Genomic DNA, 14,092 nt, shown 5'->3' with positions numbered 1-14,092 from the left:
TATACGGAGTTGTATTTTATTTTGAATTGGCAATCTTTAGTTGATAACAGGCAACGCTTTTTTTGGCTATTGCAAATTGCAGGCTGGATTGGTTATGCGCTTGTAAATTATATCGGCTCTAAAGTATTTGAAATGCGTGATATTTACGTGTTCGTTATATTATTAAATGCCTATGCGGGCTGTTTAATGACAGTCCCACTTCGTTATATTTACAGAAAAACCTGGAATGCTTCGCCGTGGATATTAATGGTGGTTGTATTTGGTGCCTCGTACATTACAGGTACGTTGTGGGCAATTGTACAAAAATTTAATTTATGGGAAATATACCGCCATGGTTATCGTCCAGAAGATTGGTTTTACTATTTACAGCATGGCTTAGACTCTGTTTACATAATTTTATGTTGGAGTGGCTTATACTTTGGCATAAAGTATTATCAGCTATTACAAAGTGAGCGACAAAAAGCGCTTAAAGCAACTACAATGGCCCATGAAGCGCAATTAAAAATGCTCAGATATCAACTTAACCCGCATTTTTTATTTAATACGCTCAATGCTATTTCTACATTAGTTTTGGTAAAAGAAAACAAAGATGCTAACTTAATGGTGGCAAGGTTAAGCGACTTTTTGCGTTATACACTAAATACCGATCCCATTAAAAAAGTGCCTTTAGAGCAAGAGCTACACGCATTAATGCTGTATTTAGAAATAGAGCGGGTTAGATTTGATGAGCGCTTAAAAGTAAATGTAGATGTAAGCGAGCAAGCAAAAGAGGCACTTGTGCCAAGCTTAATTTTGCAACCGATAATTGAGAACGCAATTAAATACGCCATTGCGCATATGTCACAAGGCGGTGTGATAGACATAAAAGCACAGGTTTTTGCCAACGAGCTACTACTTGAAGTAGGTGATAATGGCCCCGGTACCGAACTAATAGACGGACAACTTGTAAATGCACAAGGGGTAGGGGTGGCAAATACCAAAGACAGATTAAAAACGCTCTATGAAAATAATTATTCGTTTGTATTATCACATAATACGCCAAGTGGATTGAAAGTTAATCTGCGAGTACCGTTTGAGAAGGCTGTGAAGAAATGACTAAAATTAAAACCATCATTGTTGATGATGAACCATTAGCAAGAAAGGGCTTAGCAGTAAGACTTGAAGAATATACTGATATAGAAGTAATTAAACTGTGTAGTTCAGGCTCTGATGCAATAGAAGCATGTAAAGAGCACCCAATAGACTTAGTTTTTTTAGATATACAAATGCCAGGAATGAATGGCTTTGAAGTTGCCCGTGCCTTAAGCGAAAGCACTAAAGCGTTACCCGCGATTGTGTTTGTTACTGCATTTGATCAATTTGCAGTAAAGGCATTTGAAATACATGCTTTGGATTACATTTTAAAACCCGTTGACGATAACAGACTAAAACAGGCGGTAGAAAAAGTGCATAGTTACTTAAAAACACAGCAAGACAACGCCCATAAGAAAAAACTAGCGAGTTTTGTTGCCGGTATTACAGGTAATAACTGTGAAGAAATACTTAAAAAATTAGCCACAGGCGATACCCTAACCGACAAACGTTACCCAGAATCACTGGCGGTAAAAGAGCAGGGTGAAATTATTCGTGTCCCGGTTGCGACAATTCAGTGGGTTGATGCCGCCGGCGATTATATGTGTTTACATTGCCAAGATGGGCAAACACATATTTTGCGCAAAACAATGAAAGAGCTTGAGCAAGAGCTCGACCCACATTTGTTTGTGCGCGTTCACCGCAGTGCAATTGTAAATACAAAACAAATAAGCAAGCTGGTTACACAAGTCAGCGGTGAGTATTTATTAGTGCTTGAAAACGGACAAGAGCTTAAAGTAAGCCGAAGCTACCGCGATAAAGTAAAAGCAGCGCTAGCCAGCTAGTTTGGTATTTTGCAGGCATAAAAAATGCGAGCTTAGCTCGCATTTTTTATATAAGGCGGAAATTACGCAACAGTTACAATTTTCATTGTGTTAGTTGCGCCCACAGTTTCCATTGAGTCACCGTGAGTAATAATTACTGTATCGCCAGAGTGTAATGAACCTTGTGCTACAAGGGTATCAAGTGCGGCTTTAACCATTCCGTCTTTTTCAGTTTTTGTAGAATCAAAAAACACAGGGTAAACACCACGATAAAGCGCTGTTTGGCCTAGCGTGCTTGCATGGCGTGAAAGCGAGTAAATAGGTAAACCAGAGCTGATACGCGACATAAGTTTAGCGGTGCTACCTGACTCAGTTAAGGTAACAATGGCTTTAACCGAATCTAAGTGGTTAGCAGCGTACATAGCTGAAAGCGCGATAGATTCTGCATTGTTAGAAAAACGGCTGTCTAAACGGTGCTTAGATACATGGGTTTCTTTTTGCGATTCTGCACCTAAACAAACACGTGCCATTGTAGCGACTGTTTCTTCAGGGTAATCACCGGCAGCGGTTTCTGCTGAAAGCATAACTGCGTCAGTACCATCAAGTACTGCATTTGCCACATCCATAACTTCTGCGCGTGTTGGCATTGGGTTATCGATCATCGATTCCATCATTTGTGTTGCGGTTACAACAGTACGGTTTAATGAACGAGCGCGACGAATAATGAGTTTTTGTTTACCCATTAGCGCAGCATCACCAATTTCAACACCTAAATCGCCACGAGCAACCATTACAGCGTCTGATGCTAAAACAATGTCATCTACGGCTTCTTGTGTTTCTACGGCTTCTGCACGTTCAATTTTTGCAAGTAGTTGTGCTTTAGAGCCAGCAGCTTCTGCTAAAGAGCGTACATAACGCATATCATCGCCACTGCGTGGGAATGATACTGCAATGTAATCAACATCTATTTCAGCGGCAGTGATTAAATCTTCTTTGTCTTTTTCTGTAAACGCAGGGGCTGTTAAACCACCGCCTAAACGGTTAATGCCTTTATTATTTGATAATACACCACCTACCGTAACCGAGCAGTGCACTAAGTGACCTTCTACTTGCTCAACGGTTAGTTGAATAAGGCCATCGTTTAATAGTAATAAATCGCCAGGGCTTACATCTTGTGGTAGTTCTTTGTAATCAATACCTACCGCGTTTACGTCGCCTTCACCTTTTTCCATTTTTGCATCTAGGGTGAATTTAGCGCCTACTTCAAGGTTTACTTTACCTTCTTTAAACGTTGAAACACGAATTTTAGGACCTTGAAGGTCTGCAAGGATAGCAACATGTTTACCTAATTTTGTGGCTATCTCGCGTACAGCTTGTGCACGGTCTTTATGATCTTGTGCAACACCATGTGAGAAGTTTAAACGTACTACATTAGCGCCAGCGCGAATAATTTTTTCTAGATTGTTATCTCGATCTGTTGCAGGCCCAAGTGTAGCGACTATTTTTGTGCGTCTTAGCATCAAATTCTCCTGTGTGCTTAGATGTGTAAGCAGGTTGACGGTTATTTTGTGACTTCAAAATACTTATAACTTATGTATAAACATTTTTAGTTATAGGCAAACTAGTTAGTATTGCCACTATTTTATACAAAACGAATATGTCATCATTATGACACCGGTGTCAAAATCCGTCAATGATCTTAAATTCAAAATACGCAGAGTATTTGTAACCGCACAGCCCTTATATTTGATACAATTGCAGTGCTTTTTAATAGCGTAATAAAAAAGCATGCTGTATTAGCTCAACGTTCGCATTTTATGACGGTATGAGTATAATGCACGCGGTATTATTTAATGAATTACTTAGTTTACTAACCAAATAGTTGTTACCGAGGAGGACACTAAATGCAAGTTGCATTAGTCGGGTTAGGCGTTATGGGCAAAAATATTGCCTTAAACATGATTGAAAAAGGCATAACGTTAGTCGCATATGACAAAAATCCACATGCGGGTGAAGAGTTATTAAGTTGTGCTAAATCGCAAGGCATGGCCGATAGACTTCATATTGTTTCTGATTTAGGAGACATGGTAAGGCGTTTAGAAGCACCTCGCTCTATTTTATTATTAGTGCCTGCAGGCGAACTGGTTGATGCTGTGTGTAATGAGCTTGTTGAAGCTGGCGTACAGTGTAACGATATGATTGTAGATTGTGGTAACAGTAACTACAAAGACGGCATTAATCGTAAACTTAAGTATCAAAACAAATTTGAATTTGCCACCATGGGTATTTCTGGCGGTGCCGAAGGCGCTCGTCATGGTCCCGCAATGATGGCAAGTGGCTCAGAAGGCGGTTGGGAGCGTATCGAACCGTGGTTTGAAAAAGTAGCCGCTAGCTACAATGGCGAGTCGTGTTTTGCACGCGTTGGTCAATCGGCCAGTGGCCATTTTGTAAAAATGGTTCACAACGGCATTGAATACGCAATTATGCAGCTTATTGCTGAAGTGTATCAACTACTTCGTATTGGCACAGGTCGCTCACCAAAAGAAGTGGCTGAAATTTTTGATGACTGGTCTACCGGTCACTTAAATAGCTACTTACTTGCTATTTCTAGCCATATTTTATCTCTTGAAAACACCAAGCAAGAGCCGCTTGTTGATTTAATTGATAATAAAGTAGGCGCAAAAGGCACAGGCCTGTGGACTGCGCAAAATGCACTTGAACTGGGTATTGCTGTTCCTTCACTGGTTGCCGCGGTGCAAGCTCGCCACTTAACCAATGTATGTGACACCACCGCTGCACAAGAAATGACGTATGCTGCTAAAGCTACAAACAAGGTTGATATTGACCTTGAAGAGCTAAAAGATGCATTTACATTGGCGAGTTTATTAGCGTATCGCCAAGGTTTAGCGTTAATTAAAGGGGCATCTCGTACCCATCAGTGGAAAGTAGACTTGTCTAAAACGCTGCAAACATGGCGTGCCGGTTGTATTATTCGTGCTGACTACCTAGATAGCGTAGCGCAAGGCGTAGAATACATTGATACGCTTGAAAATGAATCTAATGCGCTTCGCAAAGTAACTGGGCAAGCTGTAATGACTGGCTTAGCGTTCCCTGTACTTGCATCAACACAAACGTATTTAGCAACATTAACCACACCAAGTAATGGGCATTTAGTACAAGCTCAGCGTGATTACTTTGGTGAGCATGGTATTAAAACTCACTCAGGTGAAGTATGCCACTTAACTGATTTAGTGGGTATAGACGCGAAAGTAAGATAATTAACGCGTTTATAAAATAATAAAGGCACGCTATTTAGCGTGCCTTTTGCGTTTTGGTCACTAAAATTAGCGGCTTAATTCACCACGTAAGTTGTCTTGCATTAAATGGCGAATCGTTTCAATTTCTAGGTTTTGGCTAAACAAATAATGCAGCTTTGTTAAACACGCCTCTAGTGTCATATCGTAGCCACTTATTACACCAATATTTAATAACGCGTTACCCGTAGCGTAACCGCCCATATTTACATGGCCTTTTAAACACTGCGTTAAATTAACAATAACCATGCCGCGTTTACTTGCCTCACTTAGCACGTCTAAAAAGTCGGGGTCTTGTGGGGCATTACCTACGCCAAAGCTAAGCAATACTAGTGCTTTTATATTGTCATTCACCAAACTTTTAACCACGTCTTTACTAATGCCTGGGTATAAATAAAGTACACCAATTGGCTGAGGTGTAATGGTGGTTACCTGTAGTTCGTTTTCTACATAAGGGCTTAGCTGACCTTTAATTAGCTGAATATTAATTCCAGATAACGCTAAAGGCTCTAGGTTAGGAGATGCAAAAGCATTAAAACCATCGGCATGTGCTTTCGTGGCTCGGTTACCTCTAAATAATTGGTTATTAAAAAATAAGCTCACTTCAGCAATAGGGTAATTAGCCGCTAAAAACATGGCGTTTAATAAGTTAACTTGGCCGTCAGAGCGTAATTGCGATAAAGGAATTTGCGAGCCAGTAACAATAACGGGTTTAGTTAAGTTTTCGAACATGAACGACAGGGCAGAGGCTGTGTAAGCCATTGTATCGGTGCCATGAAGGACCACAAAACCATCGTAATCGTGGTATTTGCTTTTAATGTCATCAGCTATTAGTTGCCAATGCGCTGGCGACATATCTGATGAATCGATTAAAGGGCAGTACTCGTGAATATCAAAAAGGGGCATTTCTTCACGGTTAAATTCTGCGTTATTAACCACTGTTTCTGTTAAAAAACCTTCAGCCGGAATGTAGCCACGGCTCGATTTTTTCATACCTATGGTACCGCCAGTGTATGCGATATAAATGCGTTTACGTTTCATAAAAAAAGCCCAGTAAAAAAACTGGGCTTAGTATAACGTTAAGTTGTTTTAAATACAGCTGCTTGAGTAAATACGTGCACTTTTATTGTGCAACGCTACACTCTAAACAACGTGCGTATACACCTTGCGGATCGTTATAATCTTTTAGATCAGCTACTTCACTACTTAGGCGCTTTATCACCGTATTAATATTAGCTTGAGTGGCTAAAACAGAGGCTGTATCTGTATTTAAGCCAAGCATAGATTTAACGGATGCACTGCCAAAAATATCTTGTAGCATTTTTTCTTGCGGGCTTAGGTCTTGCTTAATTGTTTTCACTTCGTAGTGATTAAGTTTTGCAAGCGCCGCTGCGGCATCAATCGCATCTTGTTTATCACCAAGCTTATCAACTAGGCCAAGCTCTTGTGCTTGTGAAGCAATCCACACACGCCCTTGTGCAATTTTATCAACTTGCTCTGGTGTCATATTGCGCGCATCAGCAACCACATCTATAAAGCGGCTATAAGCTTCTTCAACACTCATTTGAATAACTTGCGCCATTTTTTCATTAAGCGGGCGAGTAATAGAAAATCCAGCCATTTCTGACGTTGCAACACCATCTGAGTACACACCAATTTCAGATAAAGTATCTTCAAAAGTCATAAATGTACCAAACACACCAATAGAGCCGGTGATGGTACTTGGTGCTGCCCAAATTTCGTTAGCTGCTGAGGCAATCCAATAACCGCCAGATGCGGCAACTGAGCTCATTGATGCGATTACAGGTTTGCCTGCGGCTTTAAGTGCTAATACTTCAGCACGAATAACCTCAGAAGCAAACATGCTTCCGCCACCCGAATCAATACGTAAAACAACCGCTTTTACTTTATCATCAAGGCGTGCTTTGCGAAGTAATGCTGCGGTAGAGTCGCCGCCAATTTCACCTGCTTTGCGCTCACCATCAACAATCGTACCTTTAGCAACAACTACAGCAACTTTTTCTGTAATTGGGTTCTCAAATTCGATAGGGGGCTTAACTAAGCTTAAGTATTCACGAAAAGACACTTGCTTAAATGTTTTACCGTCTTCTTGTGCGCCAACTAAATCAATGAGTTGTTGGCGAATTTGCTGAGTTGTTTTAAGCGAGTCGACCCATTGATGGTCAAGTGCATATTTACCTGCATCGCCATTTGCCGCCTTCATTTTAGCAAGGTAAGCATCCATGGTTTCGTCAAAGTTAGATTCATCAAATGGGCGTACCGCAGCAACATCTTGCTTATATTCGCTCCATAATGCACCAAGCCAAACACGGTTTGCTTCTTTAGCAGCATCAGACATATCGTTACGAATAAACGGCTCTACCGCCGACTTAAACGTACCGACACGGAAAATATGCTGCGTTACTTTAAGTTTTTCTAGTGCTTCTTTAAAGTACAGTGGATACATTCCATAGCCTTCGATGGCTACCGAACCATAAGGATGCATTGCAATTTCATCGGCATGGGATGCAATATAATATTGCGATTGAGTGTAATAGTAGCCCGATGCAATCACTTTTTTACCCGCTTGCTTAAAGGCATCTAACGATTTAGTAATACGCTTTAGCTTATTTAGGTGGGCTTTCGGCATTTCTTGCAAATCTAGTAAGATAACGCTGATGCGCTCGTCATTAGTGGCTTCATCAATCACTTTGACTACATCATCAAGTAAAATTTCACTAGGTGCTTCTGAATTAGACGTAGCATCGTTAATAGCTGCTTCGACAGGGTCTATATATGTTTTTTCTTCCACAATAGGCCCATTAAGATTAAGCCTAAGTACAGAGCCATCTTCTATTATTATTGTATCGTCATCGCTTGATAGCGACATAAAAAATACAACAACCAGTAATAAAAACAAAATGTTGAGTATTAAACGACGAGAAAAGTTTATTCCAGCCCAAATACCTCTAAATACCTTTGCTATCAAAATAGCTCCTTAATTTGGTACAGCTAATACATTAGTTCCATCTTAGCCTAGAATAAAAATAATTTTAACTGCTAAATCGTAACGAAGTGTTTATGAGGTAACATAAATATACGTTTTTAATAGTATTTTTAATTAAATGCAGGCACATATTGCTTATTACTTGCCATTAAAGCAGAATTAGCTAATGTATACAGGTTAGACCAGTTAACGGGGCACAGGATGTTAGAACAACAATTACAATTAAAACACACACAATTACGAAACCGCTTGGTAATGGGCTCAATGCATACAGGCCTTGAAGAGGGCTGGCACAACCGCAAAAGGTTAAGCGCTTTTTACGAGGCGCGTGCTAAAGGCGGCACGGCCATGATCATTACCGGGGGCTACAGCCCTAACTTGCGCGGTAAATTAACGCCTATTTCTTCATCATTTAACAGCTATTATGATGTATTTAAACACCGTGCATACACAGGCGCCGTTCATAAACATGGCGGAAAAATATGTTTGCAGCTTTTACATGCTGGTCGATACGCTTATCATCCGTTTAACCAAGCCCCGAGCGCTATTCAAGCGCCTATAAATCCATACAAACCTAAACAAATGTCGCTAGGCTCGATTAAAAAAACCATTAAAGACTTTGCGCACTCTGCCTATATGGCAGAAAAAGCAGGTTACGATGGTGTTGAAGTAATGGGCTCTGAAGGTTACTTAATTAATGAATTTATGGCGCCACACACCAATAAGCGCGATGACGAATTTGGTGGTAGCCTAGAAAATAGAATGCGATTAGCGCTTGAAATAGTTAAAGCCGTTAGGGCTAAAGTATCAGATACGTTTTTAATTATTTTTAGATTATCTGTTATGGACCTAATCCCGAATGGCTCAACCCCTGATGAAGTCACTATTCAGGCAAAAGCACTTGAGCAGGCCGGTGTGGATATTTTTAATACTGGCATTGGGTGGCATGAAGCACGCGTGCCGACAATTGCCAGTATGGTGCCTCCTGGAGCATTTAAAGAAGCTTCAAAACGATTAAAGTCAGTGGTGAATGTACCTGTTATAGCTGTAAACCGTATTAACACGCCGGATATAGCCAACCAAATCCTTAATGATAATGAAGCCGATTTAATTTCAATGGCGCGCCCTTTATTGGCCGATCCGGAGTTTTTTAACAAATATCAAAATCAGCAAACTAAACAAATAAATATTTGTATTGGCTGTAACCAAGGCTGTTTAGACCACGTTTTTAAAAATAAACGTGCAACCTGTTTAGTTAATCCACAAGCCGCCTTTGAACTTGATTACCCGTTAGATAAAGCTTCTAAAGCTAAAAATGTATTAGTTGTTGGCGCGGGCCCTGCTGGGCTTTCGGCAAGTTGTTATTTGGCTGAAAAAGGGCATACAGTAACGCTTATCGATCGAAAAACACAAATGGGTGGCCAATTTAATCTAGCTATGCAAATTCCAGGTAAAGAAGACTTTAATCATACGCTTAGCTACTTTACTAATGAACTTGAAAGGCTCAACGTAAATGTAGAACTTGGTAAAGCCTACGATGATGCAATGTTACAAAAATACGATGACATCGTATTTGCCACAGGTGTACGCCCGCGTGAAGCTGCAATTGAATGCGCAGACTCTAAGCGTGTATTTGCTTATGATGAAGTTATACGCGGTGAGGTCGAACTGGGCAAATCAATAGCCATTTTAGGTGCCGGCGGTATTGGCTTTGATATGGTTGCTTTTTTAAGTGAGCATAAATCGCAATCTATTCCTGAGTTTAAAAAGCAGTGGGGTATTGAGTGCGAGGCAGAGCCGCACAAAGATGAGCGACAATTATACATGCTAAAACGCAGTGCAGGGCGCTTTGGTAGCGGGCTTGGAAAAACCACAGGCTGGATACATCGTCAAGTTGCTAAGCAACATGGTGTTAAACAAATTGCTGATTGCCAGTACCACAGTTTTGATAAAAATGGCCTTACAGTTACTGTTGCCGGAGAAAAACAAGTACTGCCGGTTGATACGGTTATTGCGTGTATAGGGCAGGTTTCTAATAATGAAGTGCTTGAGCAACACCGCGAAAATGCAAAGGTACATGTTATTGGTGGTGCTAAATTAGCAGCAGCAATTGATGCAAAGCGTGCAATTTTTGAAGCGCTTCAAGTGGCCAGAGCCATTTAACAGTGTTAATAAAATGAAATAATTTACAGTGCCCTCAGGTCTTGTGTGTATAGAGTCCATAACTTAAAACACTGACAAAGCAGGCCACACATGAGTAAATTATTTCGTTTGTATAATAAAATCATGGGTAATCTATCGTATGCCGACGGATTACCTGCGTTACTTTTTCGCTTAATTTTAGCCCCCGTAATGATTATTGCGGGCTTTAATAAATTAGCCCTAAGTGGAGAAACCGACGGCTTTTTTAGCTATTTTCTTGCTGATGCAAGCGTTGTGCAATGGTTTGGCAATAGTGAATGGGGTTTAGGTTTACCATTTCCAGACTTACTTGCCTTTTTAGCAGGCTGGAGTGAATTTTTAGGTGGGTGGTTTTTACTCTTTGGGCTATTTACCCGCTTAGTAAGCATTCCGCTGATGTTTACAATGGTGGTGGCAGCAACAACTGTGCATTGGCATAATGGTTGGTTTGCTATAGCGCCATCAAACCCTACAACCAGTTCAGCTCAAGTACTTGATTGGTTATCAATTCCAGGGGCTAAAGAAAGCCTAGAAAACTCACTAGAAGTACAAGAACGTATAGGTAAAATTAGGGGCATAGTTGAAGAGCACGGATTTACTGATTACTTATATGAAAAAGGTAAACCTTCCATAATAAATAACGGTATTGAATTTTCTGCTTTTTATTTTGCCATGTTACTTAGCTTGTTTTTTGTAGGTGGCGGTCGCTATGTTAGTGTTGATTATTGGTTAAGGCGTGCAGTAGTAAAAGAGTAGCAAACAAATTGGTTTAAAAAGGGCGTATAAATATTTTTTATACGCCCTTTTTGTTTGTAACGTGTGTTAAACGCATAGCGCCTCTCTCGGATTTATACAGTGGTATATGAATATTGTTTACGCAGTAAGGGCGCTTTAATACGAGAGAATAATGAGGGTTTTAATAAAATTGATAATTACGCAGAGTTTATTTTTTAAAGGCATAAATGGTACTCTAACGTTTTGAATTATGAGAGTACGCTATGGATGCTATTGAGCTTTTACTAACCCGCCAATCTGACGCTAAATTAACCGCCCCAGGGCCAAATTCAGAGCAGCTCGATATAATAAAGCAAGCCGCGTTACGGGTGCCTGATCACGGATGCATTGCGCCTTGGCAGTTTATTGTCGTTCAAGGTGATGCCCGCCATAAATTAGGTGAGATATACCATCAAAGCGCCGTTGCTGAGCAGCAAGAAGAAAAAGTGATTAAACGCGCAAAAGAGCTTGTGCTGCGCGCACCGATGATCATTATTGCTATTGCTAAATATCAAGCCCATCCAAAAGTGCCGCGTATTGAGCAAGTACAAAGCGCCGGTTGCAGTGTACTTGCCATGCAACAAGCCGCATTTGCACAAGGTTTAGGTGGTGTATGGCGTACAGGGTATTTTGCACAAAGCACAGCAGTCAAAAATGCCCTTAATTTAGACGAACAAGATGAAATTGTTGGGTATTTATATTTAGGCACCCCAGAGATTGAGTGCAAAAAGGCAGCTAAGCATAAACCAGATGATTACTTCACTTATTTATAATAAATAATGAACTATTGCAGTTCTGCGCAGTCATATAGCATTAAGGTTGCTGCTGTTAGGCTCGTCCTTTTTTGATTTAGCTGTGAGAAGCGCACGGAAGCAATATAGGTTAACTTTTTCTTCTTCAGTTTGTTTTTTAATCGGTTGTTTTTTGTTAAAGTATGGAAAGTCTTAATAAAAATAACGATAAAGAAGACGAAAACGATGGGAAATTTATTTTTACAAGAAAAAGAGAATTGGCTGGCATGGTCAATTTGGGGAATAGTGGGTGCTTTTATTACACTTTATGTGGCAATGAGCACGAATACTGCACATTTTATAGCTGGCTCTGCTATGGGAATGCTTGTTTTATTAACCTGGTGGATGCAGCAGTCTAAAAGGTTTGATTTTGGTCGGGCCTTTAAAATTTGTTTTTATGTGTTATTGCTTAGTGTATTACCTGCATTTTTATTTGTGGTTGTACCAAGTGATGATTTAAACCGTTTTGATTTAATATTTCAAAGCGTTACATTTTTAGCACTTAGTTTATTACTGTGCTTAATTTGTTCGTGGATTGCACGTAGGCCAAAGCAATATTATTAATAGGGCAATGAGCAATGTAGGTTTTTAGCTATTTGTGGTGGTTTTTTGAACCAAATGCTGTTTTTAGCTAATTATTTACATTTAGGTCTTTACAAGTTGCTCAATACCCCCTATTATTCGCGCCGTACGGAGAGATGGCAGAGTGGTCGAATGCACCGGTCTTGAAAACCGGCATAGGTTTGTAGCCTATCTAGGGTTCAAATCCCTATCTCTCCACCATTATTTAAAAAAACCGCCTTATAGGCGGTTTTTTGCTTTGTGGAGTTTAATAAATGTCAAAAGAAGCAAACCTTACAACATCGCAACGCTTAGTAAAGCATGTACTACTGTGGATTGTATTTGGCTACTGTTATCAAAGCGCGATTAATTTATTAATAAAAATGGCAGCAGATGCACAACCAGACGCAACGCTTATCACCGCCTTTGTGTATGGCATTGGCTTTAACGTATTAACTGCGCATCTTATTACTAAGTACGATACACATTGGCCTGTCATTGGCGCAGCTTTTATTGCTTTAGTTGGTTTAGTATTAGTGCCATTGGTGCTGTTTGGCAGTGGCGGTTTACTAGCGTGGCCATTGCTTGTTGGATTTTTATTCAGTTTACCCCTTTGTAGCTACATAGTTGGCAAAATTAAGGTAAAACACAGTAAAAACTAGCCCCAAACCGGTTTTATTTTATGTTAGCATGTACGCGTCTTTTAACTAACAAAACGTGAAAAACACATTATGTCAGATAATTTTACTACAGATGCTGAAAAAGCAAGTTACGGTATTGGCTTACAAATGGGTGAGCAACTTAAGTCTAACCCTTTTGAAGGCTTAAACCTAAATTCAGTATTTGAAGGCATGAAAGATGCGTACGCTGGTAGCGCTTTTCAAGTTGAGATCCCTGAGATCCAAGCTGCATTTGAAAAAATTAACGAAGAGATCCAAGCGCGTCGTGAAGAAGAAGCAAAAGTACTTTCTGCTGAAGGTATTGCATTCTTAGAAGAAAACGCTAAGCGTCCTGAAATCACTGTTACCGAGTCTGGTTTACAATACGAAGTACTAGCAACAGGCGAAGGCGAAAAGCCAACTGCTGAGTCTACAGTACGTGTTGATTACCACGGTACATTAATTAACGGTACAGTATTTGATAGCTCTTACGAGCGCGGTCAACCAGCTGAATTCCCAGTAGGTGGCGTGATCAAAGGTTGGACTGAAGCTTTACAAATGATGCCAGTTGGCACTAAATGGCGTATTTACGTTCCTCATGAGCTTGCTTATGGTGAACGTGGTGCAGGTGCTGCAATTGCACCTTTCTCAACGCTTGTATTTGACGTTGAGCTACACGAAATCCTTTCTTAATTTAGTTATTAAGTCAGTATTTAAAAAGCCGTGGTCTTGACCGCGGCTTTTTTGTGTCTTGTGGTTTTATACCAAGCTATAAAACGTTAAGAATTTAGGCCAATCCGCATAATTAAGTGAGTTATTTTAGGGATAGATAAACGTGTTGCTACCTGCGCTACAAAGGCCTATTACAACAAGTAAATAACCTAGTTAATTAAATGAGTAGGCATAAAAA

12 protein-coding genes and 1 tRNA gene are annotated in these 14,092 nt (G+C 40.2%); 10 read left to right on the top strand and 3 right to left on the bottom strand.

The genetic code is table 11. From position 1 onward, the window contains the following. The first annotated feature begins 21 nt into the window (after positions 1-21). Both MTF64_RS11445 and MTF64_RS11440 read left to right on the top strand, forming a co-directional pair. Positions 22-1,095 (top strand): histidine kinase, encoded by a 1,074-nt coding sequence (locus MTF64_RS11445; RefSeq protein ID WP_024034075.1) that lies wholly within the window; start codon positions 22-24, stop codon positions 1,093-1,095. Beyond that, positions 1,092-1,916 carry a LytTR family DNA-binding domain-containing protein gene (locus MTF64_RS11440; RefSeq protein ID WP_024034076.1) on the top strand — a complete coding sequence of 275 codons (825 nt, stop codon included), beginning with the start codon at positions 1,092-1,094 and terminating at the stop codon, positions 1,914-1,916. Before MTF64_RS11445 ends, MTF64_RS11440 begins: the two co-directional genes overlap by 4 nt. Before the next feature lie 62 nt (positions 1,917-1,978). Here MTF64_RS11440 and pyk read toward each other — a convergent pair whose 3' ends face one another. Then, entirely contained in the window at positions 1,979-3,415 is a 1,437-nt protein-coding gene (gene pyk / locus MTF64_RS11435; RefSeq protein WP_004587847.1) for a pyruvate kinase, read from the bottom strand. Positions 3,416-3,799: 384 nt separating this feature from the next. Between pyk and gndA the strand changes: the two genes are divergently transcribed. Next, positions 3,800-5,173, top strand: coding sequence for an NADP-dependent phosphogluconate dehydrogenase (gndA, locus tag MTF64_RS11430; protein ID WP_024034078.1), 1,374 nt, complete (start codon positions 3,800-3,802; stop codon positions 5,171-5,173). A 66-nt stretch (positions 5,174-5,239) separates the two neighbouring features. Here the strand turns inward: gndA and ansA are convergent, their stop codons facing one another. Then, a complete protein-coding gene (ansA, locus tag MTF64_RS11425; RefSeq protein ID WP_024034079.1) occupies positions 5,240-6,250 on the bottom strand; it encodes an asparaginase in 1,011 nt (336 codons plus the stop codon). An 82-nt stretch (positions 6,251-6,332) separates the two neighbouring features. Beyond that, entirely contained in the window at positions 6,333-8,198 is a 1,866-nt protein-coding gene (gene sppA, locus MTF64_RS11420; protein ID WP_248451453.1) for a signal peptide peptidase SppA, read from the bottom strand. 219 nt (positions 8,199-8,417) lie between these two features. On the opposite strand from sppA, the gene MTF64_RS11415 reads away from it, so the two are divergent. The 7 genes from MTF64_RS11415 (at position 8,418) to MTF64_RS11385 (ending at position 13,875) form a co-directional block, all read left to right on the top strand. Beyond that, complete coding sequence (locus MTF64_RS11415) at positions 8,418-10,379, top strand: NADPH-dependent 2,4-dienoyl-CoA reductase (RefSeq protein WP_248451451.1); 1,962 nt, start codon at positions 8,418-8,420, stop codon at positions 10,377-10,379. Positions 10,380-10,469: 90 nt separating this feature from the next. Beyond that, positions 10,470-11,153 (top strand): DoxX family protein, encoded by a 684-nt coding sequence (locus MTF64_RS11410; protein ID WP_248451449.1) that lies wholly within the window; start codon positions 10,470-10,472, stop codon positions 11,151-11,153. Between the two features lie 242 nt (positions 11,154-11,395). After that, positions 11,396-11,944: an NAD(P)H nitroreductase gene (locus MTF64_RS11405; protein WP_004587853.1), complete on the top strand. Its 549-nt coding sequence runs from the start codon at positions 11,396-11,398 to the stop codon at positions 11,942-11,944. A 204-nt stretch (positions 11,945-12,148) separates the two neighbouring features. After that, a complete protein-coding gene (locus MTF64_RS11400; RefSeq protein ID WP_024034084.1) occupies positions 12,149-12,526 on the top strand; it encodes a hypothetical protein in 378 nt (125 codons plus the stop codon). A gap of 128 nt (positions 12,527-12,654) precedes the next feature. Next, a tRNA-Ser gene (locus MTF64_RS11395) sits at positions 12,655-12,745 on the top strand. A gap of 53 nt (positions 12,746-12,798) precedes the next feature. Beyond that, positions 12,799-13,185 carry a hypothetical protein gene (locus MTF64_RS11390; RefSeq protein ID WP_029772511.1) on the top strand — a complete coding sequence of 129 codons (387 nt, stop codon included), beginning with the start codon at positions 12,799-12,801 and terminating at the stop codon, positions 13,183-13,185. A 69-nt stretch (positions 13,186-13,254) separates the two neighbouring features. Next, on the top strand, positions 13,255-13,875 hold the full coding sequence (locus MTF64_RS11385; RefSeq protein ID WP_004587856.1) for an FKBP-type peptidyl-prolyl cis-trans isomerase: 621 nt from the start codon (positions 13,255-13,257) through the stop codon (positions 13,873-13,875). Positions 13,876-14,092: the final 217 nt, after the last annotated feature.

Source organism: Pseudoalteromonas sp. 2CM41L, from assembly GCF_023161905.1.
GTDB lineage: Bacteria > Pseudomonadota > Gammaproteobacteria > Enterobacterales > Alteromonadaceae > Pseudoalteromonas > Pseudoalteromonas atlantica.
This window is presented reverse-complemented; position numbering and strand designations above follow the sequence as displayed.

Coding starts and splice junctions, on each gene's coding strand:
- pyk (WP_004587847.1), bottom strand. CDS start 3,415: ATGCTAAGACGCACAAAAATAGTCGCTACACTTGGGCCTGCAACAGAT.
- MTF64_RS11385 (WP_004587856.1), top strand. CDS start 13,255: ATGTCAGATAATTTTACTACAGATGCTGAAAAAGCAAGTTACGGTATT.
- MTF64_RS11405 (WP_004587853.1), top strand. CDS start 11,396: ATGGATGCTATTGAGCTTTTACTAACCCGCCAATCTGACGCTAAATTA.
- MTF64_RS11390 (WP_029772511.1), top strand. CDS start 12,799: ATGTCAAAAGAAGCAAACCTTACAACATCGCAACGCTTAGTAAAGCAT.
- ansA (WP_024034079.1), bottom strand. CDS start 6,250: ATGAAACGTAAACGCATTTATATCGCATACACTGGCGGTACCATAGGT.
- gndA (WP_024034078.1), top strand. CDS start 3,800: ATGCAAGTTGCATTAGTCGGGTTAGGCGTTATGGGCAAAAATATTGCC.
- MTF64_RS11440 (WP_024034076.1), top strand. CDS start 1,092: ATGACTAAAATTAAAACCATCATTGTTGATGATGAACCATTAGCAAGA.
- MTF64_RS11415 (WP_248451451.1), top strand. CDS start 8,418: ATGTTAGAACAACAATTACAATTAAAACACACACAATTACGAAACCGC.
- MTF64_RS11400 (WP_024034084.1), top strand. CDS start 12,149: ATGGGAAATTTATTTTTACAAGAAAAAGAGAATTGGCTGGCATGGTCA.
- MTF64_RS11410 (WP_248451449.1), top strand. CDS start 10,470: ATGAGTAAATTATTTCGTTTGTATAATAAAATCATGGGTAATCTATCG.